Annotated in this window: 8 protein-coding genes; 5 read left to right on the top strand and 3 right to left on the bottom strand. The window is 64.7% G+C overall.

The window, feature by feature from the left end:
• Window positions 1-360: 360 nt before the first annotated feature.
• The 3 genes from GGD67_RS38955 to GGD67_RS38945 all read right to left on the bottom strand — a co-directional run bounded on the left by GGD67_RS38955 (window position 361) and on the right by GGD67_RS38945 (window position 3296).
• Window positions 361-1464 carry a murein L,D-transpeptidase family protein gene (locus tag GGD67_RS38955; protein WP_179740323.1) on the bottom strand — a complete coding sequence of 368 codons (1104 nt, stop codon included), beginning with the start codon at window positions 1462-1464 and terminating at the stop codon, window positions 361-363.
• 44 nt (window positions 1465-1508) lie between these two features.
• Window positions 1509-2186, bottom strand: coding sequence for a nitroreductase (locus tag GGD67_RS38950; RefSeq protein ID WP_018320506.1), 678 nt, complete (start codon window positions 2184-2186; stop codon window positions 1509-1511).
• 156 nt (window positions 2187-2342) lie between these two features.
• The gene (locus tag GGD67_RS38945; protein ID WP_179740321.1) at window positions 2343-3296 is read right to left on the bottom strand and encodes a LysR family transcriptional regulator; all 954 of its coding nucleotides are present in this window, start codon (window positions 3294-3296) and stop codon (window positions 2343-2345) included.
• A gap of 98 nt (window positions 3297-3394) precedes the next feature.
• Here GGD67_RS38945 and GGD67_RS38940 point away from each other — a divergent pair, with 98 nt between their 5' ends.
• From GGD67_RS38940 to GGD67_RS38920, 5 genes are all read left to right on the top strand, one after another.
• Window positions 3395-4576: an MFS transporter gene (locus tag GGD67_RS38940; protein ID WP_179740319.1), complete on the top strand. Its 1182-nt coding sequence runs from the start codon at window positions 3395-3397 to the stop codon at window positions 4574-4576.
• A 120-nt stretch (window positions 4577-4696) separates the two neighbouring features.
• Complete coding sequence (locus GGD67_RS38935; RefSeq protein WP_179740317.1) at window positions 4697-6259, top strand: amidase family protein; 1563 nt, start codon at window positions 4697-4699, stop codon at window positions 6257-6259.
• Window positions 6260-6653: 394 nt separating this feature from the next.
• Window positions 6654-7955 carry an O-acetylhomoserine aminocarboxypropyltransferase/cysteine synthase family protein gene (locus GGD67_RS38930; protein ID WP_179740315.1) on the top strand — a complete coding sequence of 434 codons (1302 nt, stop codon included), beginning with the start codon at window positions 6654-6656 and terminating at the stop codon, window positions 7953-7955.
• A 12-nt stretch (window positions 7956-7967) separates the two neighbouring features.
• Complete coding sequence (locus GGD67_RS38925) at window positions 7968-8966, top strand: homoserine O-succinyltransferase (RefSeq protein ID WP_179740313.1); 999 nt, start codon at window positions 7968-7970, stop codon at window positions 8964-8966.
• Window positions 8967-9068: 102 nt separating this feature from the next.
• The gene (locus GGD67_RS38920) at window positions 9069-9812 is read left to right on the top strand and encodes a polysaccharide deacetylase family protein (RefSeq protein WP_179740311.1); all 744 of its coding nucleotides are present in this window, start codon (window positions 9069-9071) and stop codon (window positions 9810-9812) included.
• Window positions 9813-10035 lie beyond the last annotated feature (223 nt).

Below are 10035 nucleotides of genomic sequence, written 5' to 3'. Positions count from 1 at the left end.
CGCGGCAGACCTCGGACATGGCTTCTCCTTCCAGAAGCCGGGCGACAAAGCGAAGGCGTTCTTCCATGACCGAACTCGCTCTCCACGGCATCGCCCCCTCCCGCAGAACAAAAGCGGAAAGTGTAACCCATGTGTCCGGTACGTTCTGTCACCTATGTCTCGGGCCGCTCACAAACAAAGTTTGCGCAAGGCTGTCGCGCCGAAGCCCGCGGGGCGGAGGCGGACTCGTTGCCGTTTGCTTTGGTTCAGCAAGCCAGGACGAACTTTTTTCAAGGTCTCCGCTCCGACGCCGCCAGCATTCCCTGGACGGAATGCCGATGCCATCCTCTTCTGATGATCCATCGGACGCCGCACGAGCGTTCAGCACCGACCTGACGGGAAGCCGACACGCGTCGGAATACACTCCGGCGGCTTGTCCAGTGAGCTGCCAAACCATCTACTCGTCAACGAGCCGTCATTGTCGATCCAGGGGATCGGTGGCAATTGCGGCAGGTAGGATGCATACGGCATGACTTTCGCAAGCGTCACTCTGCCCGGAAATTGTGTGAGAAATGCCTTGTTCATTCCGCCGTCCAGTCCGCTGTATATCGGGGCAGCCGGCAAATTGTCTTCGAGCAATCGCGCGTATTCGAGCTCGTCGGAGTGCCTCTTCTCCAGCGCCCGCCGCGCGATTTGCGGGTTGACGACGAAGGGGGGACATTTTTCGGCAGGGTTGAACACTGGAGGCGACGGCGAATTCGGGGAAGGTTGCGCATCGAACACATAGCGGCGGTCGCACACATCCACCCTTGGTTCGAGTCGCGTCGTCTCGAAATGATCGTTGCCGATCTTGAGCATTTTCCAGAAGGCCAGGTTGGGACTATTTCGATGCCGCGCCAGGTTTGCCGGCGTCAGGCGGAACGGATAGGCCTGGACCTGGAACGACGGCCGGCCGCCGAGGAATGAGTCGCGTGCCAGCGAATAGATTTCGCTGATCTGTTCGTCGGTCATGGCATAGCAACCGCTCGACCAGCAGTCGCCGTGGATCATGAGGAAGCTGCCGTTGCGCTTGTTCGCCTTGTCGAACGTGTTGGGGAAGCCGAGGTTGATCGAAAGATGGAAGTTGGAGTTCGGATTCATCAGCTCGGGTGTAATCGTATAGAACCCTTCCGGAGCCTGTCGGTCGCCCTCGTACAATTTCGGCCCGAGATCGCCCGACCACCGACAGATCGGATAGGTCTTGAGGATCTGGAAAAGGCCGGTCGCGTCCTGCTTCCAGACCTCGAGCTCGGCCTCCTCCTTGAACAGGCGCACGACGATAGGTGAATATTTCGGCATCTTCTTCTGTTCGAGCAGCGAGAGCAGATCGGCAGGTAGTTCCCTCGTTGCCTTGGCCGGCAACGGCTTGCTGCTTTCGCCGAGACAAATGACCGGCGTCAAGGCAGTGGCAAAAGCCGCCGCCAGCGCGAATACACGTCGGACCATGGCGCGGATCACTGCTGTGCCTCCAGCCTTCCGACCGCGCGCCGCTACGTCTCGAACCCGACGAACACCGTCGCTTCCTCGATGGACTTCCGCTCCGACACCACCGCATTCGCCGGAAAAGTTTCATCCGGCCAGCCCAGCGCGATGCTTTTCATGATGACTTGATCGTCGGCTATGCCTGCGTGCTCGCGCACCACGGGGGATTGCATGATGCCCTGGCTGTTGATCACGGCGCCGAGCCCGCGGGACCACGCGGCATTGACCAGGGCGGTCGCCACGGCGCCGCAGTCGAAGGGCGTATCGTCGCTACCGTCAAGCACGCGATCATAGGTGATGATCACGCAGACGGGAGCGTCGAACTGGCGGAAGCCGCGCAGCACCCAGTCCTGGCGTTTTTCCATGTTGTCGCGCTCGATTCCCATTGCAGAGAATAATTGCTTGGCGACGCCGACCTGCCTGTCGCGGTGCTTGCCTGCAAAGGCCTGGCCCGTGCGGAACTCGCGCGACTGCGGGATGCCCGCCACCATCCGTTCGGTGTTGCCGGCGCGGATCCGATCGAGCGGTTCGCCGGTGATGACATAGAAATTCCAGGGCTGGGTGTTCATCGACGACGGAGCGCGCATCGCCAAGCCAATGATTTCCGCAATCAGCTCCTTGGGGACCGGATCGGGTTTGTAGCCTCGGATACTCCGGCGACCGAGGATGACGTCATCGAACTGCATGTGTGTGGAATTCCCCTGACAAGTTCTGAAACACTTAGGACTTTCGCGGTTTCGGCACCCTCGCGCAAGCGCCGGCGACGTGTCCTCAACGGTCCAGCCACGCGGAACATGATCGCGTCAGTCTGGATTGACTGACGCTCTCTCTGCCACCACGCCTCACCCCACCAATTTCCACCTCCCATCCGCCGCCCGCTTCAGCGCGGGATCGCTCACCCGCACGTGCTCGGCGAGAAAGTCGATGAACGCGCGGACGCGGGCCGGGAGCGGGGCGGTGTGGCCGACATAGACGGCGTGGATGTCTTCGCGGTCGCCGGGATTGTAGCCTTGCAGCACAGGCACGAGCCTGCCGGATTCGATGTCGGGGCCGATATGGAAGAGGGCGAGGCGCGCGAGGCCGACGCCGCCGAGGCAGAGGCGTCGGGCGGCTTCGCCGTCGCTGGCGCGCGCGACCGGCGGCGGTACGGCTTCCTCGGTGCGGTCGCCGCGCTTGAACGGCCAGCCGCCGCGGATGCGCGGAAAGGTCCAGCCGATGCCGCGGTGATCGGCGAGATCCGCCGGCGTTCTGGGCGTGCCAAAGCGCGCCAGATAGTTGGGGGTGCCGACGACCACCATGCGGCTGCTGCCGAGCTTGCGGGCGATCAGGCGAGACGCTTTCAGAGGCCCTACCCGGATCGCGACGTCGGCGCGCTCCTGCATCAGGTCGATCGTCGTGTCCGTCAGCACGAGATCGAGCGTGACGTCGGGATGCTCTTTCAGAAAGCGCGGGATCAGCGGCATCAGATGCAGCATGCCGAACGGAATGTTGCTGTTCACCGTGAGGCGGCCGCGCGGCGCCGCGCCTGACGCGGCCTCGCGCTCGGCCTCCTCCATCTCTGCGAGGATCCGCACGGCCCGCTGGTAGAACGCCTGGCCTTCCTCGGTCAGGGTCAGCTTGCGCGTGGTGCGGTTGACCAGCCGCGAGCCGAGCCGGGCCTCCAGCCGCGACATCAGCTTGCTCACGCCCGACGGTGTCAGCCGCAGCTTTCGCGCGGCCTGGGTGAACCCGCCGAGATCGACGACGCGGACGAAGACCTCCATCTCGGCGGAACGGTTGGTGTCGAAGCGAGCCATGTTGAATTCACGTCACAAATGATTGGATTGCGGACATTCTAATGATTTTGCACGGGCACCGCTATCTGCGTGGCTCGTCTCATCCATCGGAGCTCCGCATGCCTCCCGCCGTTCTCGCGCTCACCGCCGGTGCCTTCGGCATCGGCACCACTGAATTCATCATCATGGGCCTCTTGCTGCAGGTCGCGGCCGACATGCATGTGTCGGTACCGGTCGCGGGCCTGCTCATCTCCGGTTATGCGCTCGGCGTCTTCGTCGGTGCGCCCCTCCTGACGCTGGCGACGCGGCGGATGCCGCGCAAAACCGTGCTGCTCGCGCTGATGGCGATCTTCACGCTCGGCAATGCGGCCTGTGCGCTGGCGCCGAATTACGAATTGCTCATGGCGGCGCGCGTGCTGACCTCGCTCGCCCACGGCACTTTCTTCGGCGTCGGGTCGGTGGTGGCGACGAGCCTCGTCGCCGAGGACAAGCGGGCCTCCGCGATTTCCACCATGTTCATCGGTCTCACCGTCGCGACGCTGCTGGGCGTTCCCTTCGGTGCCTGGTTCGGCCTGATGCTCGGCTGGCGCGCGGCGTTCTGGGCCGTGACGGTCATCGGCGTGATCGCCTTTGCCGTGGTCGCAGCCCTCGTGCCCGGCCATGTCGGCAACGGCGACAAGCCGGTCTCGCTTGCCGAGGAAGTATCGGTGCTCGGCCGCCCGCAAGTGTTGCTCGGCCTTGCCATGACCGTGTTCGGCTTTGCCGGCCTGTTCGTGGTCTTCACTTACATCCAGCCGATCCTGACGCGCTTCACCGGGTTTTCGGAAGCAGCGGTCTCGCCGATCCTGCTGGTGTTCGGCGTCGGGCTCGCGATCGGCAACGTTGCCGGCGGCAAGCTCGCCGACCGTGGCCTCGCCGGCGCGTTGATCGGAACGCTCGCCGCGCTCGCCATCGTGTTGCTTGGCCTCGCCGCCGTGCTGCTGGTCAAGATCCCGGCGATCGTGCTGATCCTGCTGCTGGGCATCGCGGCCTTTGCGACTGTCGCCCCGCTCCAGCTTCGCGTGCTGGAAGCGGCCGGTCCCAGCGGCCGCACGCTCGCCTCGAGCCTCAACATCGCCGCGTTCAATCTCGGTAACGCGCTCGGTGCCTGGGCGGGTGGCGTCGCCATCGACCGCGGGCTCGGTCTCTCGGCGCTGCCTCTGGTCGCAGCCGGCATCACCGCTGTCGGTCTGTTGCTGGCGCTGTGGAGCCTGCGGCTCGACCGCGCTCCGGCGGCCGTCGCGGCCTACCCCGCGGAATAACGCAAGCGGCGCGACCGCGGACAATTCGCCGCGTCGCGCCGTTGGCCCATGCATAAAACGCACCTGTACACTTCCTTTCGCCATCCGTAACTTCCTCGGCGCAATTTCGGGAGATGCGACGTGGCGAAGAAGACGGCCAAGAAGACAGCCAAGAAGAAGACTGCTTCGAAGAAACCGGCGAAAACCTTGAGCAAGACCAGCGCAAGCCGCAAGGTCGTCGTTGCGAAGAAGGCCGCGCAGCTCAAGCCGGCTTCATCACGCCGCCCCAAGGGACCGGCCTGGCAATGGTCGGCGGTGGAGACCGCGGCTGCAATCCGCTCCGGCGCAATCTCCGCCGTCGAGACCGTCGAGGCGCATCTCGAACGGATGCGCGCCGTCAATCCGAAACTGAACGCGGTCGTCGTCGATCTCTCGGAAGAGGCGTTGAAGGCCGCGCATGCCGCGGACAAGCAGCGCGCAAAGGGCGGCGAGCTCGGCCTTCTGCACGGCGTGCCGATCACCATCAAGGAAAACGTCGACTACGAGGGCCGGCCGAACTTCAACGGCGTGCCCGCCAACAAGGACCTGGTCGCGCCGTCGGATGCGCCCGTGGTGCGCAACCTGAAGAAGGCCGGAGCGATCGTCATCGGGCTCACCAACACGCCGGAATTCTCCTTTCGCGGTTTTACCGACAATCCCCTGCACGGGCTGACGCTCAATCCCTGGGACCCCGACATCACCTGCGGCGGGTCGTCGGGCGGTGCGGGTTCGGCGGTCGCCGCCGGCATTGGCACCATCGCCCATGGCAATGACATCGGCGGCTCGCTGCGCTGGCCCGCGCATTGCAATGGCGTTGCCACCATCAAGCCGACGCAGGGACGCATCCCCGCGTTCAACGCAAGCGCAACGGCCGAGCGGCCGATGCTGGCGCATCTGATGTCGGCGCAGGGGCCGCTCGCCCGCCATGTCGGCGACGTTCGCCTTGCGCTCGAGGTGATGAGCCGGCGCGATCCGCGCGATCCCTGGTGGGTGCCGGCGCCGCTGGTCGGCGAGAGGCCGAAGGGGCCGATCAAGGTGGCGCTGGCCAAGATCCCCGAAGACATGGACGTCGATCCCTCCGTAGGCGCTGCGCTGCGCCAGGCCGCGGACCATCTCGAACGTTCCGGCTATCGCGTCAGCGAGGTCGAGGTGCCCGACATCAACGGCGTCTGGCAGACCTGGTGCGACATCATCACCAACGAGACCGTGGTGATGCAGGAGGCCGGCATGCTGAAGGTCACCTCCGAGGATTTCCACAAGGCCTGGGGCGGCATGAAGGCCAAGGCCAACGTGCTCGATCTCAAGGCCTGGATGCAGGCGACGGCCGCGCGCAACAGCCACATTCGCGCCTGGCAATTGTTCTTCGAGGAGTATCCGGTCGTGCTGGCGCCGACCACGGTGAAGCCGACGCCGGGCCCGCGCGAGGATACCGTCAGCCCCGAGCGCGTGCGCGAGATCTTCTGGGGCGAGATCCGTTTCATCTCCGCGATCAACGTGCTGGGCCTGCCCGGCGCCGTGGTGCCGGTGGCCCTCCACGACGGCAAGCCGATCGGCGTGCAGCTCATTGCCGGGCGCTATCGCGAGGACCTCGCGCTCGACGCAGCGGCCGCGATCGAGAAGCGCGCCGGCGTGCTCGCGCATCGGCTGTGGGAGAGCATGGCCTAGTCCAAGCCGGTTATCGCCGCATTGACAGTCTCACCCTCTTCCCTTGTGGGAGAGGGTGGCTCGCAGCATAGCGGCGAGACGGGTGAGGGGTCTCTCTCCGCGAACTCTATGGAAATTACTTCGCGGAGAGAGACCCCTCATCCGGCGCTTCGCGCCACCTTCTCCCACAAGGGGAGAAGGAAGGGACCTCGCGAGGCGCACCAAAGCCAGCACTTCGTTAATCGGCTTTAACCCGGATTCCGGCCAATTCGCCGACAAGCATTAGGGTTACTTCCTCGATCTCTAGGCGAATTATTGTCCGCTTTACCACCCGCCTCTAACACGGGGGCGGCGGACAACGCACATGCCTCATACAGGCCAATAAGTGCGGCCCGCCCCACGCGGAGGTGGCACGATGCGCAACGAGACGATCGCTATTCACGCCGGCTACGAACCCGAAGCGACCACGCACGCGGTCGCCGTGCCGATCTACCAGACCGCGGCCTACGCTTTCGACAGCGCCGATCACGGCGCGGCGCTCTTCAATCTCGAGGCCGAGGGTTTTCGCTACAGCCGCATCGCCAACCCCACCAGCGCGGTGCTGGAGAAGCGCATCGCGCAGCTCGAAGGCGGCGTCGGTGCACTCGCGGTCGCGACCGGCCAGGCGGCGCTGCATTTCGCCTTCGTCAACGTCGCCGATCACGGCGGCAACATCGTTTCCATGCCGCAGCTTTACGGCACCACGCATACGCTGCTCTCGCACATCCTGCCGCGGCAGGGCATCACCGGCCGCTTCGCCGAGAGCGACAAGCCCGAGGCGGTCGAGAAGTTGATCGACGAGAACACCCGCGCGGTGTTCGCCGAGACCATCGGCAATCCCGCCGGCAATGTCTGCGACATCGAGGCGCTGGCCAAGGTCGCGCATGCGCATGGCGTGCCGCTGATCGTCGACAACACCGTCGCAACCCCGATCCTGCTGAGGCCGTTCGACTACGGCGCCGACATCGCCGTGCACTCGTTGACCAAGTTCCTCGGCGGTCACGGCACCACGCTCGGCGGCGCGATCGTCGATTCCGGGAACTTCCCGTGGGCGAAATACGCCGACCGTTTCCCGGCCTACAACAAGCCGGATGCCTCCTATCACGGCCTCGTCTATGCCGAGCGCTTCGGTCGCACCGCCTATATCGAGCGGGCGCGCAGCGTCTATCAGCGCACCATGGGCTCGGTGCTGTCGCCGTTCAACGCCTTCCTGCTGCTGCAGGGCATCGAGACCGTGGCGCTGCGCATGGAGCGCCATGTCGAGAACGCGCGCAAGGTCGCCGAATTCCTCCGCCAGGATCCGCGCGTCGCCTGGGTCAATTACACCGGCTTTCCCGACAGCCCGTATTATCCGCTGGTGCAGAAATATCTCGATGGCAACGCCTCCTCGCTGTTCACCTTCGGCATCAAAGGCGGGATGGAGGCGGGCAAGTCCTTCTATGATGCGCTGAAGCTGATCACGCGCCTCGTCAATATCGGCGATGCTAAGTCGCTGGCCTGCCATCCAGCCTCGACCACCCATCGGCAGATGTCGGCAGAGCAGCAGCGGGTCGCCGGCGTGCTGCCGGAGACGATCCGTCTGTCGATCGGCATCGAGCATGTCTCCGACATCATCGAGGACATCGACCAGGCGCTGGACAAGGCCTGCCGGTCAGCGCGCCTCGAGGCCGCGGAGTAGGCGACGGCGCCAATGACGATCTTGATCGACAGGGATCAAGTCATCTCGAGCCCGGCGCTGGTGCCGGCCGAGCGCGATCTTGCGCGCGATCACGGCGGCGAGCTCACGATCGGGCTCGTCAACAACATGCCGGATCCGGCGCTGAAGGCGACCGAGCGTCAGTTCTTGAGGCTGCTTCAGGCAGCGGCCGGTCCGCGCCGCATCCGCTTCCATTGCTTCTCGCTCCCCAGCGTGAAGCGCTCGCCGGAAGCGAAGTGGCATGTCGAGAGCGAATATTCCGACCTCTTCGATCTCAAGCGCCAGAAATTCGACGGGCTGATCGTGACGGGCGCCGAGCCGGTCGCGCCCGAACTCGACCAGGAGCCGTATTGGCGCGACCTCGCCGACCTCATTGACTGGGCCAAGGCCAACACGCGCTCGACGATCTGGTCGTGTCTTGCCGCGCATGCGGCGGTGCTGCACCTCGACGGCATCGAGCGGCGGCGCCTGCCAGCCAAATGTCACGGTATCTTCGATTGCGACGCCGTGACGAGCGATGCGCTGACGCGCGCCGCGCCGGCGCCTTTGAAGGTGTCGCATTCGCGCCTGAACGAGATCGCGGAGAGCGACCTGGTGCAGGCCGGTTATCAGGTGCTGACACGCTCGGCTGAGGCCGGCGTCGACGTTTTCGTGCGCCAATATGCCAGCCGGTTCGTGTTCTTCCAGGGGCATCCGGAATATGACGCGCTGTCGCTCCAGCGCGAATATCTGCGCGACATCGGTCGCTATCTTGCGCGGGAGCGCGAGAGCTATCCGCGGCTGCCCGTGAGCTATTTTGACGCAGCGACGGAAGAGAAATTGGTCCGCTTCGAGAAGAAGGCGGCCCACCAGCGCCATCCGGCGCTCACCAACGAGTTACCCGGGCTGAGTTTGCGCGCCGACATCGGCGCCGGCAGCGCCGCCGCGGTGCTTTTTCGCAATTGGTTGCAATATCTCAGTATGGAAGCCGAAGCGCCGGTCCTTGCGCGTTAGCCGATATTGGTGCCGCGTTAGGATTACCCAAGCGTTAGGCTTGCCTCGACCAGCGCGCGAATGTTTCAGTACAGACATACGTCAATCACGGGAAACGCAGTCGTGTGGTCGGCACTCCAGGGACGCGTGAGCAATCGGCTGGCCCGGCATTTCCGCGCCGCGCCGCATCGGCTGCCCGCGCATGCGCCGATCGTGAGCTTCACCTTCGATGATGCCCCGGATAGCGCTGCAGGCGAAGGCGCCGCGCTCCTGGAAGAGCATGGCGGCCGCGGTACGTTCTATCTCGCCGGCAGCCTGATCGGCCAGCCGTCAGATCATTGGCACGGCCTGTCGGATGACGCAATCGTGCGGCTTCACCGCGCCGGTCACGAGATTGCCTGCCACACCTTCTCGCACCAGAGCTCGGCCAAGCTCGACGAGGCCGCGATGGCTCGCGAGATCGAGCGGAACCGCACTTATTTTCGTAGTATCGATTCCTCGATCAATCTGGAGAACTTCGCCTATCCCTATGGGATTGCCTCTGTCTGGCGCAAGCCGCAGCTCGCCAGGGCCTTCCGTTCGGCGCGCGGCATCCTTCCCGGCGTCAACAGCGACGTCATCGATCTCCAGTTCCTGCGCGCTTCGCCTTTGGTCGATTGCGAGATCGACACGGCAGGCGTCGATCGCTATTTCGACGAGGCGGTCGCGAGCGGTGGATGGCTGATCTTCTACGGCCATGACGTCGCGGACGCGCCGAGCCCCTATGGCTGCACCCCGGACCTGATGCGTCACGCGCTGGAGGCAGCTGGCAAGCGCGGCATGCCGATCGTGACGGTCGCGGAAGCGCTGCGCAGGATCGGGGCGTAACTTTTTTTCACCTCTCCTCTCTTGCGGGGAGAGGTCGGATTGCATCGAAGATGCGATCCGGGTGAGGGGGACTCTCCGCGAGTCCTCCCTTGCGGAGACTCCCCCTCATCCCAACCCTCTCCCCGCGAGCGGCAGGGCTATCGCATATGGCTGAGGGTGGCCAAGAGGAATGCGTTGTCCCAGCCAGCGCGCTTGATTTTACGCCGGAGGGAAGCGCGATCCG

This window comes from Bradyrhizobium sp. IAR9 (assembly GCF_013408065.1).
Taxonomy (GTDB): Bacteria; Pseudomonadota; Alphaproteobacteria; order Rhizobiales; family Xanthobacteraceae; genus Bradyrhizobium.
The sequence above is the reverse complement of the archived record's forward strand: the minus strand, read 5'-3'. Positions and strand labels throughout refer to the sequence as shown.